The sequence below is a fragment of the Sporosarcina saromensis genome (genome assembly GCF_033253735.1).
Classification (GTDB): domain Bacteria; phylum Bacillota; class Bacilli; order Bacillales_A; family Planococcaceae; genus Sporosarcina; species Sporosarcina saromensis.
Map to the genome: position 1 here is coordinate 305,006 of NZ_JAUBDI010000003.1, position 22,118 is coordinate 327,123.

General features: G+C 37.5%; 19 protein-coding genes. 17 read left to right on the top strand and 2 right to left on the bottom strand.

The features are described from left to right. Positions 1–32: 32 nt before the first annotated feature. From helD to QT711_RS05950, 7 genes are all read left to right on the top strand, one after another. Positions 33–2,261, top strand: coding sequence for an RNA polymerase recycling motor HelD (gene helD, locus QT711_RS05920; protein WP_317942586.1), 2,229 nt, complete (start codon positions 33–35; stop codon positions 2,259–2,261). Positions 2,262–2,273: 12 nt separating this feature from the next. Continuing rightward, on the top strand, positions 2,274–2,951 hold the full coding sequence (locus tag QT711_RS05925) for a YdeI/OmpD-associated family protein (RefSeq protein ID WP_317942587.1): 678 nt from the start codon (positions 2,274–2,276) through the stop codon (positions 2,949–2,951). Positions 2,952–3,082: 131 nt separating this feature from the next. Continuing rightward, positions 3,083–3,625 (top strand): RNA polymerase sigma factor, encoded by a 543-nt coding sequence (locus tag QT711_RS05930; RefSeq protein WP_317942588.1) that lies wholly within the window; start codon positions 3,083–3,085, stop codon positions 3,623–3,625. A gap of 4 nt (positions 3,626–3,629) precedes the next feature. Then, positions 3,630–4,382 (top strand): hypothetical protein, encoded by a 753-nt coding sequence (locus tag QT711_RS05935; RefSeq protein WP_317942589.1) that lies wholly within the window; start codon positions 3,630–3,632, stop codon positions 4,380–4,382. Between the two features lies 1 nt (position 4,383). Next, positions 4,384–5,259 (top strand): ABC transporter ATP-binding protein, encoded by an 876-nt coding sequence (locus tag QT711_RS05940; RefSeq protein ID WP_317942590.1) that lies wholly within the window; start codon positions 4,384–4,386, stop codon positions 5,257–5,259. Beyond that, a complete protein-coding gene (locus QT711_RS05945) occupies positions 5,259–6,509 on the top strand; it encodes an ABC-2 transporter permease (RefSeq protein ID WP_317942591.1) in 1,251 nt (416 codons plus the stop codon). Before QT711_RS05940 ends, QT711_RS05945 begins: the two co-directional genes overlap by 1 nt. A 13-nt stretch (positions 6,510–6,522) precedes the next feature. Further along, the gene (locus QT711_RS05950) at positions 6,523–7,653 is read left to right on the top strand and encodes a hypothetical protein (RefSeq protein ID WP_317942592.1); all 1,131 of its coding nucleotides are present in this window, start codon (positions 6,523–6,525) and stop codon (positions 7,651–7,653) included. Positions 7,654–7,693: 40 nt separating this feature from the next. Here the strand turns inward: QT711_RS05950 and QT711_RS05955 are convergent, their stop codons facing one another. Next, positions 7,694–9,154: an alanine/glycine:cation symporter family protein gene (locus QT711_RS05955; protein ID WP_317942593.1), complete on the bottom strand. Its 1,461-nt coding sequence runs from the start codon at positions 9,152–9,154 to the stop codon at positions 7,694–7,696. A 187-nt stretch (positions 9,155–9,341) separates the two neighbouring features. Between QT711_RS05955 and QT711_RS05960 the strand changes: the two genes are divergently transcribed. The 6 genes from QT711_RS05960 (at position 9,342) to QT711_RS05985 (ending at position 15,606) form a co-directional block, all read left to right on the top strand. Continuing rightward, positions 9,342–11,030: a methyl-accepting chemotaxis protein gene (locus QT711_RS05960; protein WP_317942594.1), complete on the top strand. Its 1,689-nt coding sequence runs from the start codon at positions 9,342–9,344 to the stop codon at positions 11,028–11,030. 52 nt (positions 11,031–11,082) lie between these two features. Next, entirely contained in the window at positions 11,083–11,538 is a 456-nt protein-coding gene (locus QT711_RS05965) for a GNAT family N-acetyltransferase (protein WP_317942595.1), read from the top strand. 143 nt (positions 11,539–11,681) lie between these two features. Further along, the gene (locus QT711_RS05970; RefSeq protein WP_317942596.1) at positions 11,682–12,416 is read left to right on the top strand and encodes a sulfite exporter TauE/SafE family protein; all 735 of its coding nucleotides are present in this window, start codon (positions 11,682–11,684) and stop codon (positions 12,414–12,416) included. 51 nt (positions 12,417–12,467) lie between these two features. Then, on the top strand, positions 12,468–12,806 hold the full coding sequence (locus tag QT711_RS05975) for an NIPSNAP family protein (RefSeq protein WP_317942597.1): 339 nt from the start codon (positions 12,468–12,470) through the stop codon (positions 12,804–12,806). Beyond that, positions 12,778–13,770, top strand: a complete 993-nt coding sequence (locus tag QT711_RS05980; RefSeq protein ID WP_317942598.1) for a hypothetical protein — start codon at positions 12,778–12,780, stop codon at positions 13,768–13,770. Before QT711_RS05975 ends, QT711_RS05980 begins: the two co-directional genes overlap by 29 nt. 597 nt (positions 13,771–14,367) lie before the next feature. Beyond that, the gene (locus QT711_RS05985) at positions 14,368–15,606 is read left to right on the top strand and encodes a helix-turn-helix domain-containing protein (RefSeq protein ID WP_317942599.1); all 1,239 of its coding nucleotides are present in this window, start codon (positions 14,368–14,370) and stop codon (positions 15,604–15,606) included. A gap of 82 nt (positions 15,607–15,688) precedes the next feature. On the opposite strand, the gene QT711_RS05990 is transcribed toward QT711_RS05985, so the two are convergent. After that, on the bottom strand, positions 15,689–18,655 hold the full coding sequence (locus QT711_RS05990; protein ID WP_317942600.1) for a Tn3 family transposase: 2,967 nt from the start codon (positions 18,653–18,655) through the stop codon (positions 15,689–15,691). 155 nt (positions 18,656–18,810) lie between these two features. Here QT711_RS05990 and QT711_RS05995 point away from each other — a divergent pair, with 155 nt between their 5' ends. From QT711_RS05995 to QT711_RS06010, 4 genes are all read left to right on the top strand, one after another. Then, entirely contained in the window at positions 18,811–19,380 is a 570-nt protein-coding gene (locus QT711_RS05995; RefSeq protein WP_233301928.1) for a recombinase family protein, read from the top strand. Between the two features lie 46 nt (positions 19,381–19,426). Then, entirely contained in the window at positions 19,427–20,278 is an 852-nt protein-coding gene (locus tag QT711_RS06000) for a MerR family transcriptional regulator (protein ID WP_233301927.1), read from the top strand. A gap of 91 nt (positions 20,279–20,369) precedes the next feature. Continuing rightward, on the top strand, positions 20,370–21,353 hold the full coding sequence (locus QT711_RS06005; RefSeq protein ID WP_233301926.1) for a C45 family autoproteolytic acyltransferase/hydolase: 984 nt from the start codon (positions 20,370–20,372) through the stop codon (positions 21,351–21,353). 56 nt (positions 21,354–21,409) lie between these two features. After that, positions 21,410–22,012, top strand: a complete 603-nt coding sequence (locus QT711_RS06010; protein WP_317942601.1) for a C45 family peptidase — start codon at positions 21,410–21,412, stop codon at positions 22,010–22,012. The last annotated feature ends 106 nt before the right edge of the window (positions 22,013–22,118 follow it).

Here is a 22,118-nt window from a genome sequence, read left to right on the forward strand (position 1 = left end):
AGACGCCAATACACAAAATGGAGGACTGTCCAATGCAGAAACATCCTGATTTTGAGTTTGAATTGCAGCGCCTTGATTACACCAAACAGTACATGAAGAAGCTACTGGAAGAATCTCAACGTGATGTAAAATCCTCGCAAGATGAAATTCGCCATGCAATGGCGGATTTGGATTACTTAGATTCAAGTTTAAGTTATATTAATATTTTGACGAACACCCGCTTTTTTGAAATGGCCCGTTCCCAAAAAGAAGGGTTAGAAGCGATTCGTCAAAAACCCTATTTTGCACGCATCCATTTTCAGACACACGGAGAGAAGGATGAATTCCTGTATATTGGGAAAACCTACGTCTTTCATCAAGAAACACAAGAACCGATCATTGTCGATTGGCGATCACCTGTTGCAAATGTCTATTATGACGGGCGATTAGGCGACATCTCTTATCCAGTGAGAGACGAAGAGATTACTGGACATCTATACTCGAAAAGACAGTACAAAATCGAGGAAGGTGAACTGCTGGATATACTCGATATTGACTTGACAACGAATGATGAATTGCTACAAGAAGCCCTTTCTGGGAAAGCTGATACGCGCTTGACGGAAATAGTATCGACCATTCAAGCGGAGCAGAATGAAATCATACGAGCAAATTTAAAGCAGCCGATTATCGTGCAAGGGGCAGCAGGAAGTGGGAAGACAACGATTGCGCTTCATCGAATTTCTTATTTCTTGTATACGATGGGAACGGACTTCCCTTCAGATAAACTAATGATTCTTGCACCGAGCAAGTTGTTCATGGAGTATATCGGGGATGTGCTACCTGAACTAGGGGTAGGCCGTATTTGCCAAACAACTTATGCAGAATACGTATTAAATGCTACTGGGCTGAAATTGAAGCTTGGGGACTCGAATAAGAAGTTGGAGAGTTTGACAGCGGACGGTACGATTGATGAAGAAAAGTTGTTTGTCACAAAAGTGAAAGGTTCCCTTGACTATCGCCAAATGATGAATCGATATGTTCAAAAAATTGAACGAGCAACAGCATCGCTATTCGAGGATGTGTATATTGAAAAATATCGGATTATGCGTGCATCTCGTCTACGTAAATTGTTTTTGGAGGACTTCAAGTATATGCCGCTTGAGAAGCGCATAGAGCGCATCAAGCTTATCATGCAAACGGAAGTGAATCGTAAGCGTAAACAGCTTTATAAGCTTTTATCTGATAAGTATGAAGAGGCGCTGGATAAAGCACTTTATGGTATTCGAGATGACGAAAAGCGAAGAGCTAGAATTACAAGAATTATGGATGAGCGAGATGAACGTCTTCCTTTCATTGAAAAGGAAGGCAAGAAGACAGTCGCTTCCTACATGCGCCGGTTCAAGAAATTTTCGATCAAACAACTATACAGGGATTGGCTGACAGATCCTGAACTACATACAGAGTTGGCATGCCACTGGTCTGAATCAGAAAGGGATGCTTTTTTGAACGCTCATCCAAAGGAAATGTGGGAGCTGGAAGATTTGGCGGCGCTCTATTATTTGCATGCCAAATTGAAAGGAGTGCCCGATAAGTGGAAGATGCGTGTCGTATTCATTGATGAAGTGCAGGACTATAGTGAATTTCAGTTGGCGGCATTACAAGATGGATTGGAAACGGATATGTTCACAATGGTCGGCGATTTAGCGCAAGGAATTCATAGTTATCGTGCTTTGACTTCTTGGGATCCTGTCAAGGAGTTGTTCCCCCGTGCGACATATACGACATTGCAAAAGAGTTATCGGACAACAATTGAAATTATGCAGTTAGCGAACAAGGTGCTGGCGCAAATGGAGGAAGATCTCCCTTTAGTTGAACCTGTTGTGCGACATGGACAAGAACCGGATTTTTATGAAATGGAAAGTTTGGATCCTCATAAAATTCATGCGCTTTATAACGAGATAAAAGAAAGGAAGCATCGGTCGATAGCACTGATTTGTAAAACGAAAGCAGAAGCGTCAACGTTTTACAAAGTGTTATCTGAGCACGGAATGCCGGTTCAATTGGTTGGAGAAGATTCCGATTTAACAGCGGATTGTCTTCTAATTGTCCCAAGTCATTTATCAAAAGGATTAGAGTTTGACGCAGTCATGATAGGTGCTTTTCATGCGCCATTCAACGATAATGAGATTGATCGGAAATTGTTGTATGTCGCAATGACAAGACCGATGCACGAATTGCATTTATTGACGAGTGGATTAAAGTCTCTCGTGATGACTATATAGGAGGCAAAATAGATGAACTCGACGAAAACAATTATTGAAAAATTGAAGTTGGATAAATATGAACAAATAGCGGTAATTCACAGCCCAGAAGACTTGGTTGAAGAGTTTGCTGCCATTACCTATGATGATCGGGTCTTAAAGGATAAGTACAATTGTCTGTTCGTTTTCATTTACAATTTGGAAGAATTTAAGAGAGAAATTCGTGTTGTCATCGAAAAGAGTTTGCTTGAAAACAAAGGGTACTTGTTTTTCGCCTATCCTAAAAAAGGGAACAAGCAATACGATTCGTTCATTGACAGAGATGTGTTTTATAACGAACTACAAGTTGATGAAGATGGTTATGTAGATGGCAGCGATTTGAAATTTTCTAGAATGGTGAGCTTGAATGATGTATTTACAGTTGTCGGACTGAAGTGTGAACAGAAAAAAACGAAAACTAAATCGGCTAAAGCAAGTCAATGTGTAGATGATTACATCGATCGCATTGAAGATATTAGACGACACCTTCAAACAAACGAAGAAATATTACCAATCTATGATGCGCTGACTTTCGGTTACCAAAAAGATTGGGCAAGGTACGTGTACAGTGCAAAAAGGCAAGAAACACAAGAAAAGAGACTTGCTGAAATGGAGATCATTTTAGCGGAAGGCTATAAATCAAAAGATTTGTATCGACAGAACAGAAAATGAACTGTGAAATAGATGAAGGGGTTTCCTTAGGGAAGCCTTTTTTATTTATTTTCAAACCTACAAACTTTTTGAAGACCATTTACGAATATACTTAAGAGAGACAATGATATGTGGAAAGCAAGTGGTGAACCATGGACAAAGAACAACGCTGGATTAAACAAATACAAACAAACGCCAGCGAATCGGCTGCGAATGCGCTCGTTTCAAAGTACTACAAAGAAATCTATGCTTTCTGCTTTAAGCAGACATTGAATCAGGATCTTTCGCTGGATTTGACGCAGGAAATTTTCATTAGTACTTTACAATCCATTCATACTTATGATAAAAAACGTGCATCTTTTCGGACTTGGCTTTATCGGTTAGCGGCGAATAAGATTGTTGACTATTACAGGTCTAAAACCTATCGGTATACACAATTCTCACAACCGATTGAAGACAGAGAGATTGTAGACGAACATGATTTGGTGCTATCACTTGAATACAAAGAAGATGTCGAACAAGTGAATGCAATCGTAAATAATTTGGAATCCAGTTCACAGCAAATTATGAGGCTAAAACTGTTTGGAGACTACACGCTAAAAGAAATAGCAGAGATGGAATCCATTCCTGTGTCGACAGTTAAAACAAGGTATTATGCAGCGTTACGAAAGATACGAAAAGAAATGGAGGTTTAATGGGATGAGGAAAGAGAAATTACAAATTCCTAGTTTAGAAGAGCAGGTCGTTCAGATGGAAATTGACAAGATTGTAGCGACTGGAATTACACCGAAAGTGACGTTTCTCACTTACTTGAAGTCAATGATCCAGCAAGTTGGAATGCGTCATATTTTTTCGGATCGGTTAGAACTTGGTTTTCTCATTACCGTTGTAGCAGCCTTGCTAGCAATGTTAATCATTTCACCGTTTCAAGGACAAATCCAAGATATATACAGTTACATCTTTTTATTATCACCTATACTTTTCATGGTCTTATCAGTTTCAACTTATCTACGAAAAACGCAAAATAATACGTACGAAGTAGAAATGGCATGTAAGTATAATGTTTACCAAATTATTGCATGCAGAATGTTATTGTTTAGTTTGTTATCTGTTGTTCTGAATACGATTGCCATTGCGGCTGTGGCGATGCAATTTGAGGGGATTCATTTTTTAAGAGCTTTTTTACTATCATTAACTTCTCTGTTTGTGTTCTCAACCCTCTTATTATTTGCGTTAATGAGACGGAGAACTTCAGTAATTGTTATCATGACTGTCATTGGATGGACGTTCGGAAATCTTTTATTACAAACAGTAAATGTCCAAGTATATAATGATTTTCTGCTCAAGTTGAACACTGTTGTGAATGCAATTGTTCTACTCGGAATGGTATTCATTTATATACGTTGTGTAAAGAAACTAATTCAATTCAAACAGATGGAAGGGGTATTTTAATATGCTTGTTGTAAAAGACGTTAGTAAGCAATATGGGGATTTTACAGCTATAGAATCAATCAATCTGGAATTCAGTACCGGCCTGTATGGATTGCTTGCTCCAAACGGTGCGGGGAAAACCACATTAATAAAGATGTTGGCGACATTGATTTCGCCCACAAAGGGAGAAATTCTCTACAACGGAAAAAATATTAGTGATATGGATGATCGTTATCGCGAACTACTTGGTTATTTACCGCAGCATTTCGGTTATTACAAAAATTATTCGCCAAAGCAATACCTTCTCTATTTGGCAGCTCTAAAAGGAATGGGAAAGAAAGAAGCTCTCCATATAATTGAGGAGTTGTTGGAGAAAGTGGCGTTGAGTGATGTGATAAATAAAAAGATGAAGAAGTTTTCAGGTGGAATGATTCAGCGAGTTGGGATTGCGCAAGCATTGTTGAATAACCCCAAAATCTTAATATTGGACGAGCCGACAGCTGGCCTTGACCCTAAAGAACGGGCACGCTTCCGGCACATGCTTACGGATCTTGCACGTGAAAGACTTGTTATAATTTCAACGCACATTGTTTCAGATATCGAATCGATTGCAAATGAAATAATAATGATTAAAAATAAACGGCTACTTTATAAAGATTCGGTTGAAAATATCTGTTCGTCGTTAAATGGAAATGTTTTCGAAACAACCATTGCCTATGATCAGTTGGAAGACTTCCGACTGAAACATAGCCTACTATCCGAAAAGCAGGAGTACGGAAATATGCGCGTCCGCTTTATTCATAAAGGGGAAGCAGAGAGAAATTGGACAGTCGTACCACCACAGCTGGAAGATGTGTTTCTATATGAGTATCGTGATGAGATAGAAGGAGAGGTATAATGCGGATTTTTCTTCTCGAGTGTAAAAAAGCCCTGACGTCACCGATTCTAATTGCATTGCTAATCATCTTTTCTGCATTCAACATCTTTGTCATCTTCAGCTCCTCTGACCATAAAGATGAATTAACAATGGTGAATGAAATCATCGATCAATATGGCAGAGAAATAACAACAGACTCACTCGTACAATTTGAAAAAGATATTCAAAACGATCTCTCAACGTTAACGTTAATTATCGGCCAGCAATATGATAGCATCTATGATTTTCTTGGTGAAATACATTATGAAGAGCGAGAGCTTTACAGTGACGAAGAATGGGAGTTTTTCAATCGATTACAATTGAAGGAAATGTACTATAGCATGGCGGATTCAATTGACGAAAGGTACGCTAACATTCATGTAAAAGAAGCTGGAGAAGGCGATGTACAAAAGTACGGCATCAGTGATGAAGCGGCCGAAACACTTCTGAAAGAGAACGAAAAGTTTGCAGAGCGTTTTGAAGAAATGGTGGCAAATGAAGAGCATAAGGAATGGTTTTTTGCAGGCAAGCCGTACTTCATGCACAGTTTTCTTTTTAAAACGGTATTCTTGCATATCATTATTGAATCACTATTGTTAATCGTGTTGTCGACTGCTTTCATAACGACATATGAGTTTGAGAATCGGACACAACTCGTTACATACGCAACGCCTCGTGGCAGACAATTGATGAAGGACAAGTTGGTCGCGTCATTAGCAATATCGGCGGTTATTTCAGTCTTGTTGTTCGCCATAACACTTGGAACTTATTTTACCGTATTTGACTACTCACACGTTTGGAAAACATCGATTAGCAGTGCGTTTAATTGGGAAAACAATTTTCCCTACGTTGCTTGGTGGGATTTATCTGTTGGAGAATTTTTAATCGGTGTAACTATACTCGTTTTCATCGCTCAGATGCTATTTGCAGGGGTGACATTTGCATTATCCGTAGTGATGAAAAATAGTTACATTACCTTCTTCCTTGTTGCCATTCTTTTTGTACTTGGATGGCTATTGCCAAGCTTCATGCCGAAATCTTCAAATCTGTTATTCGTCTCTTCGTATACATTACCAACGCTACTATTGGCAATTTCAAATTCGTTCATGGGAAGTAGTGGGCTCATACTGTTCCAAAATTTCGAATGGGTAACAATTAGCTGCTGGACAATTATCACAATTGTTTTATGTATTGGGTCTTATAAGCGTTTTACAAAAATAGATATTCAGTAGGGAGGTTGAAATAGTGCGTGTTTTATGGAATGAATTGAAAAAGATTTTAACGTGGAAAATGCTTGTACTGCTAATTTTCATAAATAGTGTGCTTTATTTTCTGTTGATTGAGTTCTATATTGAAAATTTCCCGAATGGAAGTGGAATCTATTCATATGAAATGGGCATAGAAATGATTGAGAAATACGGCACCACAATGGATGAAGAGGAGTTCATTGATTTTAAGAAGGCCTATGCCAATCAAGTTGAAGAGGCTACTCAATACTTGCAATCTAGAGAGGAATTCGTTGAAGTCGGACTGGATACATATGAAGAATTCCTCGCTTATGATTGGTGGAATGCACCTCAAGAAATCGACGAACTTAGATCAGATGTATTTATTAATGAAAAAGTTGACCTCTTTTGGGAGCTACAAGAACGAGAAAGTCTCATTCGTTTTTATGAGGGACGAAAAACAATTCCACATGTACTCTCCGAGAAAAAGAGGCAACGATTTGAAGAATTGATCGCTCAAGAAAAATTCGGAGTATATCCGGAAGTCGTTATGATGAATTTTAAATCGTTCATTGCAAATGTCGCTATCGCAATTCTTTTCAGCGTTGTATTGGTCATATCTCCAACGATAGTAAAGGATCGAACGAGACAGGTCGTGGCAATTCAATACACGACGAGAAAAGGAAGGAATCTCTTCAAGACGAAATTGCTTGCAGGAAGCATTGCTACATTCATTCTAATTACAGCTCTGTTAATTGTGTATTTCAGCTTGTATTCATTGAACAACACATCGATGTATTTTGACGTTCGAGTTAACACATTTATTGCAAACGAATCTTGGTTCGACCCGACATTTTTCCAATTCATCTTATTATGTGTCGCTGGCATTTACATCATAGGGCTTGTCTTCGGGCTGCTTTCCATGGTGTTTTCAAGCCTAGTGCCGAACATGGTTTCATTGATTGGCATCCAAATTCCATTTGTCGTCGGATTCCTGTTAATAGGCTTATATCCATTGGTGCCTCACATGATTTCCATATGGAATTCTAAATGGCTTGCGTTAATAGCATATAGTGTGATGATTCTACTAACACTAGTAGGTGCGATCATGCTATGGAAACGCGAAAAGAAAATGGATATTGTACTATAAATAAACGAGAGCCTCCCACGCTGGATGCTCTCGTTTATCATTATTTTTTCTTATTGTGCCGATCTTCATAGAAAATATTGAAATTCGGATCAATCGTACCGATGTTTAGATGCCTTGCCTTATAGTCGCGTAGCAGCTCGAAGAATTTCTTGCTTAACACTAATAGGACAATTAAATTCACAAACGTTGGGATGGCAGTTGTGATATCTGCAAAATACCAAACGGCTTTTCCAGGCAAATCATAATAGACTGCGTAAATGACCATAAGTAGACCTGGAATTGGATAGAGCCACTTGTAAAAAGCAATAGTTTTATTTTTCGTTTTAACCTTTTTCTCTCCATGAAACAGGTGCCGTAAAATAATTTCGTAATACGTATACCAACCGCTCGTCGTCGTTAGTCCGAATAAGAAAATTGATAGTGTAATAATGGTTCGACCTGCTTCACCGATACCAATTTCAAAAGCAGACAATGTTAAGGCGGCACCATCTAAGCCAGATGACCATGCACCGGTAATAATGATTGTAAATGCCGTCATTGAACAGATAATAATGGTGTCAATGAATACTTCTACAGCTCCCCACATCCCTTGCTTAACGGGGTGATTCGTTTTAGCAGTGGAGTGAATCATCGGTGATGTCCCCCATCCAGCCTCATTACTATAAACTGCACGTGCGACCCCCATCCGAATCACTTGTGCAATGACCGCTCCCGTAAATCCTCCAACAGCAGCCATTCCGTTAAAAGCGCTATCAAAGATTAAACTAAACACAGAACCGATTTCAGTGAAATTCTTAAGTATGATGAATAGAGAGGATGCTACGAAAAAAATGCTCATAATCGGAATGAGTCTTGACGCGATCATTCCAATTCGTTTAATCCCACCGTAAATGAGTAAATAGATGAGTGCTACGTATATAAGTGAAGAAGGAATCATGCCGATGTTGAATGTTGAACTGACCGCTTCTGAAACGGTGTAATTTTGAAGAGTGATAAAAAATGTTGTGAAAATCCCAAACCCGAAAAGAATTGCTGGGATTTTCCAGTATTTAAATCGCTTTTCTTCGCCTAACCCTTTTTCCATGTAATATGTAGGACCGCCGTATGGATTGCCTTTCTCATCGGTACTTCGGTAATGGACTGCTAAAGTTACTTCAACCGTTTTGGTCATCATACTTAAAAGTGCAGTTACCCACATCCAAAACACAGCACCTGGTCCACCGACTGCAATAGCAGTTGCGACACCACCGATATTTCCGACACCGATACTGCCTCCAATTGCAGTACTGACTGCCTGAAACGGTGTCAAAATTCCTTTCGCATCGTCTGTCTGCTCTTTCTTTGAAAAAAGTCTTCCGAAAGTAGCATTAAAAATATGAGGTAAATAACCGAATTGAAAGAACTTGCTGCCGATCGTGAAATAGATTCCGACAAACAATACAGTGAAGATAAGGGGAAGTCCCCAAAGCCATCCTACAATCGTTTCTAGTATTTGATCCATCAATGTTCCCTCCTTAATTAAGCTCGTCCAAGATAAGTACATTATCTTATGAATTGATAGATTGTACAATTACTAAAATTGAAATTAGTCAATAAATTTATTTTTTAACTTAACAATAACTTTACATATTACTTTCCTACTATCGTATATAATCTGAATTGACTACATCAATTGAGGGGGAAATGGGATGAGGTTAACGGTTGGAAAGAAGATATGGTTCGGATTTCTATTCTTACTTGCGATTTTACTAGTTGTTGGCCTGTCAGGAATTTGGGCACTATCAAAATTAAATGCTGAATACCGCTATTTAATTGATGAACAAATAAAAAAAGTTGTTTTGCTAGAGCAAGTCTTGTCGTTACAAAATGAAGATGCAAAAAACTTAAGAGGGTATATCATCTATCAAGAAGAAACGTACGTAAATGATCGTAATGATAACATGCAAGCATTAAAGATGAAGTTGAAAGAGATGAATAAGCTTGTCCGGAATGATGAAGACCGGGCAATCCTAAAAGAAGTGACGGAGACTTCGAAAAGTTATGATCAAATTAGTGAATTAGTCATCCAAGGGGTCAAAGACGGTAATATTGAACAAGCGATGGGTCTAGCAAAAGAAGGTGTCTATTATCAAGATGCTGTAACGGTTTTATTGGAGAATTTGATTGAACAACAAAATACGCGACAAGAGCAGACCGAACAATCTTTACGTACTGTCTTGCAACAGATTAAGCTCGTCATCGTTGGTTTTATAGCTTTTGCCGTCGTGGCTAGCTTTTTAGTAGCACAAAAGGTGAGTAGAAGTATTGCACGGCCTGTAGGCAAGATGACCACATCTTTAGAACAATTAGCGACAGGTGATTTTACAGCAGAAACCGTTGTTATTCACAACAAAGATGAGATAGGTGAAATGGCGACTGCATTTAATCACATGAAAGAAGATTTAAAAGGAATCCTCAGCGTAGTACGCGTCTCAGCATCTCAACTAGCAAAACAAGCAGAAGAATTATCTGCGAGTTCGGAAGAAAGTCTCGCTACAGCTGAAACGGTGAGTGAAATTACGGAAAAGAATCGGGTAGGAAGCCAATCGCAAGTCCGCACTGTAGACGAAACAACTACATACATAGAGAAAATGATGGATGAAATGATTCAGATGAACGGATCGAATCGTCAGCTCCAAATCGCGTCAGTGCATGTTTCTGAACTTGTGTCGACTGGGAATCTTCAAATGAAGGATTTTGCAGAGCAGATGGAGAAGATGAACAGGAGCATTACGCATTCAACGAACACAATGAGTGCAATGTCTTCCTATTCCGAACAGATCAGACATGTGACGACAGTACTGACAACTATTGCGGAGCAAACAAACTTACTTGCATTGAATGCCGCTATTGAAGCAGCAAGGGCTGGTGAGCATGGTAAGGGATTTGCAGTTGTAGCAGAAGAAGTACGCCATCTAGCTGAACAATCCAAGCAGTCAGCGGGGGGGATTGGCCAGATGATTGAAGAAATTACCCGTAGAATGGATGAGGCGGTAGTTAGTGTACAAGACGTATCAAATCATATCGGTAAAAGTCAAATTACTTCCAGTGAAACAGAGCAAGTATTTCATGCGATTGAGACTGCAACTGAGGAGATGGATCGTACACTTACTGCCGTCAGTCACAAAATTACACACGTGCGTTCAATGACGGATGAAGTACTAGAGCGTTCACAGAAAGTGCAACTTCTTGCTAACGAAACGTCGGACCAAGCCCATTCGGTAAGTGCGGCGACCGAAGAGCAACTTGCTGTAAATGAAGAAATATCGACAAATGCACAAAGTTTAGCGTTACTTGCTGATCGTTTGGAAAGTGAAGTCGGGAAATTCCAAGTCTAATCTGAAATACAATTTCCAGGAACGCTATACGCTTTTTGAAGGGAGACTAACTATGGTACAGTATCGACATTATTGGGGAATGCCGGAACAACAAATCTTCGAGGGCATATTGGCTTTACATCATGAGGTTTTTATGAACGCTGACCATTTACGTGCAAAGCTTTCGATCGTTCCAAACGCACTAGTACTTGTAGCTAGTCAAAAAGAAGAGGTAGTCGGTTATAAAATAGGTTATGAATTGACTAAAGACCGTTATTATAGTTGGTATGGTGCAGTATCTGAAGAATATCGAAGACGAGGGATTGCTTCTGAACTAATGAAGAAGCAACATCAACTCATAGCGGAAGCTGGCTATACGATTTTGGAAACTAAAACAAGAAACAAATGGCGTAACATGTTAATTGCAAACATTAAACATGGCTTCGATATTGTGGCCACTTTTCAAGATGATGAAGGGATTCATCGAATTACAATGGAAAAGCGACTCGTTCATGAGGATATACAGTAATCCTGAGGGAAACTGTTGTAAATGATGAGAATCTTCTAGGCTTCCCCCCCCTTAAGATATACTTATATACTTTCATAATAAACATTGAATTTCATTATGTTTGAATTGAAAGTATACTAGTAGTGACTAAGGGGGTGGTTTTGTTGGATTATGTAGTGCTTTTTTTCATCGGTTTACTTGCGACGACAGTTGGAACGTTGGCTGGCGGTGGCGGTCTCATAAGTTTGCCTGCAATGCTTTTGTTAGGTATTCCAATCCACTCTGCCATTGGAGCAAACAAAGTATCCAATACGGTAAGTTCGTTCTCTAGTTTCTATATTCTTTTGAAACACAAAAAGATCTCGATGCGAGAATCAGTGTGGGTTATACCCATTAGTTTACTTGGTGGGGTGACAGGTGGTTTTATCGCGACAAAACTTTCAGCTGAAAACTTGTATGTGGTGGCAATTATCCTTTTAAGTTTTGCGTTCGTATCATCGTTTTTAGGCAAGGGGAGTTTTTCAGGTGAAGAAACATTAGCATTAAATAAAGTGAGTGTTCCGGGACTATATAGCATTGGCATTTACGATGGCGTTTTTGGACCCGGCCAAGGTACGCTACTCTTTTATTTGTTCAATTATTTGGATGTGGCTTATATCCGAGCAGTCGGATATGTCCGTCTCGCTACGTTTTCAAGTTGCTTTGGAGCAGCAATCACCTATATTGCTGCAGGGACAATCGTTTGGCCACTCACAATTGTCTTAATGGCAGGTTCAATTTCAGGAGCTCAATTAGGAGTCCGTTTCGCCGAAAAACTAAATCCAAAGTATGTGAAACCTTTATTACGAATTGTAACAGTTCTCTTGATCCTACAAATTATTTTTGATAATAGTCGTTGAGGGAACTTGAAGATTTAAGGAGGACGAAATGTAAAACAAAGGGGTGTGCAGATGTTCTATAGACGTAAATACTACAATGTGAAAAATGAGTTTGTGGAAACATTTAATAATCATTTTAACAAAACGAACTTACCTAACCAACTAAAACACGGCGCGCGTTTCATCGGCCGATGGATGAAAGATAACGGAGATGGTACAACCGAAATTTTTGCGATTTGGGAATACGATAGTTATGAGGATTATGTTGAAATTGAAAAGAACGTGCGGGCAGACAAGGAGCACGTTCAACGTGTTGTTGAGTGGTATGAACAAAACGGTGGAAGGGAATTTGTACTTACAGAACTAATATTGGAAGTAAGAAATGAAGTGTTACTTTCTACAGTCGATTGAAACGAGTCAGTGGATGTCTTATGAGAAGCGAGCGCTAATCAATGAAACGGCTCGTCTAGATCGCACTTTAAATGAGTTGGAAATTAAGGATACATTGATGCAGGCACGTGAGGATGAAGTAGTGGAACAAGTCCAGTCGATTTTAAAACAACCCATTACAACTGTTATCGAAGCACAGGAGCGCTTACAAGCTGTGCAAACGCGAGCGGCAACCTTTATGCAACAGCAGGGAGTATCGCTTCAACAGAAGGCATCTATGGATCGTCTATCTCCTGCTGAAAAAGAGAACTTTGAAAATATGCTGAAGGAAATCAAAAGATTGCTTCTGGCATTGCGTCTATTTGGGTCTTATTATGACGAGCGTATTCATTTGCGGATGCCGAGTTTAGATCTATCGGATAAATCGTTAGTTGAGCGTGAGTGGCTGATGACGGCAATGGATTATTACGGAGAAGCTTTCACGAAAGAACGATTGACCAATTTTCCAAGTGAGCCACCGAAGAAATATAAGAAAGAGCAATTAGTAGCCGTTCCTGATTATGTACGAGTGAAACGAGCATATGATGTAGCTATTTTACGAGGAGAGCAGGTGTCCGCACAGGAGTTGCTGCGAGTACAGAAAGGAATGGATCCAGAATTATTGAAGGATTTGGCGCACCCTCGTTATCAGGCTTTTGTGTTGAGTGATTGTGTTTCAGAAGACATCTTGTCCGAGAAGAAAGCGAATGCTTTTTTAGCAGCAGTAGAAGTGCCAACAGCGCAAGGAACTGTTTTTTACAATGACACGTTCGGAGGCAAACAAATGAACGTCTACAGTTCACAAATGTTATTTGAACAGTTTTTTAAAGGTAAAGCAATTGATCGGATATTGGATGAGTTGGAATATGAGGAATTTGAAAAATTGAAGGCACAGCAGAAACAAATGAAGCAACAGAAGGGGATGAATCAAAGGAGGAAATCATAAATAAAGGTTAGCATTTATTGTGGATATAATTGGAAATTAAATCTGATAGTGGTTTATAATGTAGTTATAATCAGAGATATAATTAATCGCTATTAAGTGGAATTATGAATTGACATTAATAGCGTTTAAGCCTCTACGTGTTAATGAGAAAGAAAATAGAGCACATCCCCAAATTCTGTATAATGAGAGTTCTGACACACACATTAACAGACTGGAGAAATGTCCTGTGCCTATTATACGACTTGCTGCAATTTAGTTAACGACAGCTTATTTCAGAAAATCTATAATGAACGAAGTTCAGTTGAACGTGTGGATGCCTATTTAAAGGGTTATTTTCTTTTGAACTAGGTTTACCATTGTACAGAGGAGAAAGCAAAGGTATTTTGATGTGGTTCAGATTGCGTAAAACGCCTGTGATTTAGCAGTTGATCGATTTTCTCAGCTTCGACAAGCAGCAGTTTAATAGCATTTTTAATCGTTTTTCAAGGAATCATCCAAAATTCTGTTTCTTTATTTTTTTTCAAAAATTACTAATTATAAAATATATTGAAATTATTATAAAAACATATATTAACTACTTCTGAAAAGGTGAATATAATGAATATCGGAACTTTAATAAAGGTTGAAAGAAACAGGCGAAATATGAAACTGGAAAACTTAGCTAAAGATATATGTTCCACCTCACATTTAAGTAGAATCGAAAATGGAAAAAGTGAACCCGGTGATGAAATTGCGTTTTTGTTGTTGGAGCGTTTAGGAATATCCGTTTACGATGAAAGGCAAGAACAATTAGGGATTGATAGCTTTGGAGAACGTTTGGAACACATTGTTAATTTGAGGGATAGTGGAGGAGCTGAAAAATTAATTCTTGATATTCTTAATTTAGTTACAAAAGGAAGGATTGATTTTCAAACACGAATTAATTTGGAACTAATGATTTTGCGATTGCAGTTAGTCATGTCGCAACAGGCTAAAGATGTTCTCTTGGAACTACCGCAATACTTTAAACTGAAACAGGGATTAGAACCTTTACAAACGTTCAGAATATATCAGATAGAAGGGATGGCCTCCTATGCAATGGGTAATTTGAAAGGATGTTTAATTGCATTTGATAAAGCTGAAAAACAAATAGAAAGCGTATCTCTTTCTTCTTTTGAAGATGCTGATTTTGCCTATGTAAGTGCTGTTGCTTATATGGCGGATGGTCAAACATATAAAGCGCTTGAAAAATCAAAACAAGCGCTTCCATACTTTCAACGGATTATGGCGGGAAGACGAGTAGTAGAATGTCATATAATATCAGGTATATCTTACAAAAATATGGGACAACTATCAAGAGCGATCCAAGATTTTAAACTTGCTGAACAAATTTGCTATCAATTTGACATACACTTATTTTTAGGCATGCTAAATCAAAATATTGGGGATGTTTATTCAACAATGGGAGATTCGGAAAGTGCAATACTTTATTTCGAACAAGCAGTTAATCATAAGGAACAGCCTAATGAATTGATGTATTCCATTTTTTCTTTAATTAAGGAAAATGAAAAACTAGAGAATTGGGATACAGTTTTACATTGGGTAAATAGAGGTATATCTTTATTGACGGAAATGCAAGGTGTTAAAAAGGAATACTATTCATGTCATTTTAATGTCTATCAAGCTTTATGTTTAGAGGAGAAAATAGAAGATGTGCTAATTAAGGCTGTACGAACCTTTAAACAAATGGAGCAAGAAAATTCTTGGAAGGAATATGCGAAGAGACTTGCGGAGATGTATACAAAAAACGGAAAATATAAAAAGGCCGTTAGCTATTACAAGATGATTGTCGATTAATTCTATTAGGGGTAGCGTCAGGAAAATGCGGATTTACAACGCTAAGCCCAATTTCCTGACGCTTACCCTGTTTTTAACAACGTTAAGAAAGTTTCAGTGGTCTTAAAGAATCTACCGAGACCATTTTCTCCAAATTAAAATGGTATTCTCCTAGCAAATTAATATGTTCCCAACCTAGAGGCGACATATGATGCAATAATTCTTCATTAAAACTACCAGATTGTTTTTGATATTCAACTGCTTTTGTTAGATGTAGGGTATTCCAGATACTAATGGTATTGATAATTATGTTTAAGGCACTGGCCCTTTGCAATTGATGTTGTATCGTTCGTTCCCTAAGCTCACCTTGTTTTCCGAAGAAAATAGCTCTTGCCAGCCCATTCATGGCTTCCCCTTTATTCAATCCTCTTTGTATTTTTCTTCTTAGCGATTCATCCGATATATAATTCAACATAAAAATCGTTTTTTCTATTCTGCCCATCTCACGTAAGGCTGTAGCTAAGCTGTTTTGTCTTGAATAGGAACCTAGTTTCCCCATAATAAGGGATGCTGAGACTGTTCCTTCTCTTATTGAATGGGCTAATCGTAAAACATCCTCATAATTTTCTCCAATGACCTTTGTATTTATTTGTCCACGTAAAATAGCTTCTAGTTTTGGATACTCACTTGCTTTATCTATCGTAAATAATTTTGAGTCCGATATATCTCTTATTCTTGGAGCAAATTTAAATCCTAATAAGTGGGTCAATCCGAATATTTGGTCTGTGTAACCGGCTGTGTCTGTATAATGCTCTTCTATGTTTAGATCGGTCTCATGGTGCAACAAACCATCTAAAACATGAATGGCATCCCTTGAATTAGTATGAATAATTTTTGTGTAATAAGAAGAAAATTGATCACTTGTAAATCGATAGATGGTGGTTCCCTTTCCTGTTCCGTAATGAGGATTCGCATCTGCATGTAGTGATGAAACTCCTAGCTGCATTCTCATCCCATCTGATGAGGACGTTGTGCCGTCTCCCCAATAAGATGACAATTGTAGCTTATGATGAAAATTTACTAAAACAGCTTGGGCTTTAGTCATTGCGTCTTCATACATGCGCCATTGAGACACATTCGCTAGTTGCTTATATGTAAGTCCTGGTGTGGCTTCAGCCATCTTACTCAATCCAATATTCATTCCCATACCTAAAAGAGCAGCCATAATAATGATTGTTTCTTCTTTATCTGGTTTTCGATTGTTAGAAGCATGTGTAAATTGTTCATGAAATCCTGTTATATGGGCAACATCCATCAGTAGATCGGTTAATTTTATTCTTGGTAGCATTTGATACAGGCTTGCACTAAATTTCTTTGCTTCTTCTGGAACATCTTTTTCTAAACGGGCAATCGACAGCTTTCCTTTTTCAAGAGAAACTCCGTCTAACTTGTTGGAATTGGTAGCTAACCACTTTAACCTTTCATTTAGGCTTTTGGTTCTCTCTGTCATATAATCTTCGAATGATAAACTAACTGATAATCTCGTATTTTCCTTCATTTGATTCCATGTATCCTCTGAAAACAAGTATTCCTCAAAATCTCTATATTGTCTGCTACCAACAATGGAAACATCCCCTGCTCGAATATGCTCTCGCAGTTCTGTTAAAACAGCCAGTTCATAGTAATGACGGTTGATTGTTGTACCATCATCCTCGTACAAATGCTTTTTCCACCGTCTTGAAATAAAATCCACCGGTGATTTTTCAGGTACTTTTCGCTTCCCAGATTCGTTCATTCCTCGGATAATCTCTACAGCTTGTAAAAGTGGCTCATTTGCCTTTGTAGATTGAAATTCCAATACTCTTAATAACGTGGGTGTATATTTTCTAAGTGAATAGAATCGTTTTTGCAGTAAGTCTAAATAATCATAGTCAGCAGGACGTGCAAGCTCCTGAGCTTCTTCCACCGAAGAAACAAAAGAATTCCATTCAATAATCGATTCTAGAACTTCAAAAACGTCTAACTTTTCCTGTTTTGCTTTGATTAAAGCCTGTCCGATGTTCGTAAAGTGTATAACCTTCTCATTTAGCTTTTTACCGTTTTGTTTCTGAATTTCTTCTTGTGCCTTACGACCTTTTGATAATAGACTGAGTATTTGTCTGTCATGAATTTCAAATGCTTTATCCGTTAACTCCTGAGTAAGATGTAATAAATAGACGGTTAATATTGAATATCGTTTGCTTTCTTGAAAGTCACGGAATGCATAAGGTTCATATCTTGAACCTAAGCGAGATAGCTGTAACAAGCGATTGTGATGTAAATGACTAATTTGTACCGTTTCTAATTCCATTCCTCGTATGTATTCGAGTCTTTCTATTACTTTTAGAAATGTTTCGGGTGAAGGGTGGCCAGGTGGTTCCTTTAACCAACCCAATATTGTTTTATTGGATTCTGATGGATGCTGCGATGTAATAATCTCTTCAAGTTTTTCCTTTTGCTCATTTGTAAGAGATTGATTCACCATATTAAATAGCTTCTTTTCAGCCATTGCTCTTGCCTCCCACACTATTCTTTCAAGTGTAGTGAAAGCAGGCAGTATGATTTTGTTTTTTCTTAGAAAGTCGATACATTCATGTAGAAGATGAATGGCATCACCATTTTCCAAAGCTAATTGATGAAGATACTTAAATGTCATTCGGTATTCTTTTAGGGTAAAAGTTACAAAATCGTATTCACTTCGAATTTCTTTTAAATGATCCCAAAGTGTATTTTCTCTTTGAGGATAAAGACCAAGTGAAGATGGACTGGCACCGATTTGTTTTGTTATATAATGTATGACCGAATCTGGAATGCTTTTGATATGAGTGTACGGCCAACCGGGGTACCGAAGAACAGCTAATTGAACGGCGAACCCTAACCGGTTTTCTTCTCTTCTTCGTTTATTTATAATTTCTAAATCCCGCTTGGAAAAAGTGTAGTAGGTTCCTAGCACCCACTCATCTTCAGGAATTTGCATAAGAGCCTGTCTCTGTTCAGGTGTAAGCAATTCCCTACCTCTGGCAATTTTCATTTGGTATCATCCCATTTCTGTAATTTTCAATTTATTAGTTAAATTATATATCAATAGAGTGTACCCTATTGATAAGTTTTTAGCTCCTTGATATTATTAGCTTGAGAGACTCTCAATAACACCTATCAAAAATACATATTAAAAGAGGACGAAATATGATTTATGGATATGCCAGGGTAAGTACACAAGACCAAAACCTAGATACCCAAATTGAACAACTCACGAAATTTGGAGTAGATGGAATTGTTAAGGAGAAAATCAGTGGTGTTTCTAAACAGAAGCAACAATTGGATGAACTTCTTTCCAATATTGCTACTGGTGATACCTTAGTTGTGACTCGAATGGATCGCCTTGGTCGAAACACTGTTCAGTTGCTACAGTTAGTTGAACAGCTTCGTGAAAGAAATATCCACTTTGTTATCCTGAACCTAGGAATTGATACAAGAACACCTACTGGTAAATTCTTTTTAACGGTAATGGCCGCATTTAGTGAATTAGATCGAGAAATGATTAAAGAAAAGCAACGTTCGGGGATTAAATTGGCTAAACAAAAGGGCAAGTATCGGGGAAGGGTAAAAAAATATACGGATAAACATCCGGGAATGAACCATGCGATTGAATTACGAAAAACAACAGATAAAACGGTAAAGGAGATATGTACCATTACAGGGGTTAGTCAGGCTGCGTTTTATCGTAAACTAAAGGAAATTGAACAAGATATTTAGATCCTAATTTATAATAAATATTTTATAATCGTAAAGGGAGAATATAATGTACTCTATAGGTAAATTTTCTGAAATATGTAATATTCCCGTTAAAACACTACGCTATTATAGCGACATTGGATTACTAAAACCTTCTTACATAGATCCTATAACAAACTATCGGTATTATGACTATGACAAAATTCAAATCATGAAAAAAATTATGCTTCTAAAAAGCTGTCAATTCTCCTTAGTTACGATTAAGGAACTTATTGGAAGCTCTGATCAAATACAATGGAAAAGTATGTTAGAACATAAAATCGATGAACTTGAGGATCAAAAAAAGCAAATGTCCAAACAAATAGAAGAGATGAATCGGTTAAAAATACAAATCGAAAAAGAGGCTTCTATAATTCCGGGACCTCTTTTATCCAACTGTTCTATTGAAAATCGAAAGGAAATACTAGTTTATACGATTCGCGAGAAAATAAAGGTTAAATTTATTGATAAGTTGGTTAAAAATTTATTTGATCGAGTTTATGCTTTTAATCTCGTGATTACAGGAAAACTAATGGCTATCTTTCACGAACGAGATTTGAATCAAAAAGAGGTAGATGTAGAACTACTTCTTCCAATAAAAGATACGAACAAAATAGACGGTTGTAGAATTTTAACTAGTGGGACATACGCATGTCTGACTGTTAAAGGTCCTTATTCAGAGCTGGAAGTAGGATATGAAATGTTGAGAAATTGGATAATGGAACAAAATCTAACCCATGTAGGGAAAGAAATCGAGGTTTATGAAAAAGGACTTGTACCTTCCGATTTTAACATAAGGGAGATACGACCGGATTTTAACAGACATCCCTCAGAGTTTATCACCAAAATATGTATACAGGTTATCAAGAACGATAGTTAAGTAACAGCTTTATATAGAAACAGGGTAAACTCTCCACCTACCGGAGGGTTTATTCTTTATATATACAAAGAAATAACGGAGGGAAATTATTATGTATCATCCAAGATTAAAAGGAAATGCTTACGAGGCAGGTAAGCATTATGCAGAAATCCTTTATAGAAATGGATTTCGATTCCCTAAAGTAACAGAAGAAAAGTTAAAATTCGGGGAGCAATGCAAACCTATTCTTACTGAATTTGACCCTAGTATTGTGAAGGAAATACAAGGATTTGCAGAAGGCTGTCATTCTTCTTTTGAAGAAGTAAGTTCTTTTCTTTTAAGTATAGGAGTATTTGAAATGGCCGGTCAATGTAGCATTTTCTCAGCATTCAATGGAAGAGAAATGATTGTTGGACGTAATTATGATATGCTCCTAAATTTAAAGAAAATAACAGAATCCTCATTAGTTTGTTTTGAAGGCAAAAATAAATATGTGGGTCATTCAGATTGTTTTATTGGAAAAGTTGATGGTATAAATCAACATGGTTTATTTGTAGGAATTACATCAGTTCCTCATGAGGGAATTAAGCCCGGATTGAATTTTTATTTTGCTGTTAAATATATTTCAGAAAATTGTTGTACTGTGGATGAAGGAATAGAAGTATTAAAAAGATTCCCCAGTTCGGTAGCTAATAACTACTTGTTAGCAGATCCATTAGGGAATATGGCTGTTGTAGAAGTTACTCCTAATGACTATCAAGTACGTTTTCCTACCAATAATTATATTCATTGTACCAATCACCGCGAAAGTACATCAGTATCTGAAAGCTGGAATTGGAGCAAATCAAAAGAACGTTTTGAAACATTAGATATACGACTTAAAGAAAACGTCAATAAAATGACTCTTTCCATTGCACAATCAATTATGTCAGACACCCAAGGACATGTTTGTTTAAATTTAAAAGAACAAAACTTTGGTACGCTCTTCTCTGTTGTAGCAAACTTAAATACATTAGATATAAACAGAGCTGAGGGACAACCAAACAGAGCAAAATATGTATCAGATAGACGATTGATAGATGCTGTTTTAAAATAAATCCCTCTTGTCTAATAAAGACATTAATCAAAAATTCGAACTGGAGAGAGACAAATATGAATTCAATTCAAGCTTCTTTTTCTTATCTTGAAGGCAATAGTTATGAAATTGGTAGACGGCAAGGAGAGGAAATAAAAAAAAATCCTAATGCAATGAATGTAATTTTATCATCTGAATCAATAGATGAAACAAAATTTAAGGATACGAAAAAACTAATAGACCAATACTGTCCTGGTTTAAACGAAGAGCTACAAGGATTTGCAGATTCATTAAATGTAAAGCCTAGTTATCTTAACTTTTTTGATGAAACTTTGCTACAACCAGGGGGATGTAGTTTAGGCGCTGTTTTGCCATCTAAAACAAGTGATGGTAAAACCTATGTCCTTAGAAATTACGATTTGTCACCAGCTATATCTGATATGAGACTCTGTACAACCAAGGTAAAAGGGAAATACAGTCATACCGGATTTTCCGTTTCTTACTTTGGTCGAAGTGAAGGCTTAAATGAAGAGGGATTCTGTGTAGCTTTTGCCTCATGTGGTATTCCAGTTGGAAAACATCCGGGAATGAAAAAGCCTATCATAAAAGGACTGCAGTTTATGGTAATAGTAAGAGCTTTACTTGAAAATTGCAAAGATGTTGTGTTTATGGCACACTAGAAATGTAGAAAACGGCAGCTAATTTATGTATAAAAAAAAGGCCACTTGCCAACATCTGAAAAAATACTTACACTCCTGTTGGGCATTAAGTTCACAGGAGGTAAAT